Below are 815 nucleotides of genomic sequence, written 5' to 3'. Positions count from 1 at the left end.
ACGACGGGTAAGCCCAAGGGCATCATCCACACCTCCGGCGGCTACCTCACCCAGACCTCGTACACCCACCACAACGTCTTCGACCACAAGGCCGGCACCGACGTCTACTGGTGCACCGCCGACATCGGCTGGGTCACCGGACACTCCTACATCGTCTACGGACCGCTCTCGAACCGCGCCACCCAGGTCGTCTACGAGGGCACGCCCAATTCGCCCGACGAGCACCGGCACTGGAACGTCGTCGAGAAGTACAAGGTGTCGATCTACTACACCTCCCCCACCTTGGTGCGCACGTTCATGAAGTGGGGCAAGGAGATTCCCGAGGCACACGACCTGAGCTCGATCCGCCTGCTCGGCTCCGTCGGCGAGCCCATCAACCCCGAGGCATGGCGCTGGTTCCGCGACGTCGTCGGCGGCGGTACCGCACCGATCGTCGACACCTGGTGGCAGACCGAAACCGGCGCGATCATGATCTCCCCGCTCCCCGGCGTCACGGCCACCAAGCCCGGCTCCGCGATGACCCCGCTACCGGGCATCTCCGCCAAGATCGTCGACGACGACGCCAAGGCACTGGGCAACGGCGGTAACGGATACCTCGTTCTGTCCGAGCCGTGGCCGGCGATGCTCCGCGGCATCTGGGGCGACATGGACCGCTACAAGGACACCTACTGGTCCCGCTACGCCGAGGAAGGCTGGTACTTCGCCGGCGACGGCGCCAAGTACGACGACGACGGCGCACTGTGGGTCCTCGGCCGCGTCGACGATGTCATGAACGTCTCCGGCCACCGCATCTCCACCTCCGAAGTCGAATCGGC

At 66.0% G+C, this 815-nt stretch carries 1 protein-coding gene; it reads left to right on the top strand.

The genetic code is table 11. The features are described from left to right. A partial coding sequence (locus QM588_RS25580) for an AMP-binding protein (RefSeq protein WP_283317426.1) occupies window positions 1-815 on the top strand: 815 nt, incomplete at both ends.

The sequence above is a fragment of the Rhodococcus sp. IEGM 1354 genome (assembly GCF_030056855.1).
GTDB lineage: Bacteria > Actinomycetota > Actinomycetes > Mycobacteriales > Mycobacteriaceae > Rhodococcoides.
Note: the sequence above shows the minus strand (reverse complement) of the source record. Positions and strands in the feature narration are given on the sequence as shown.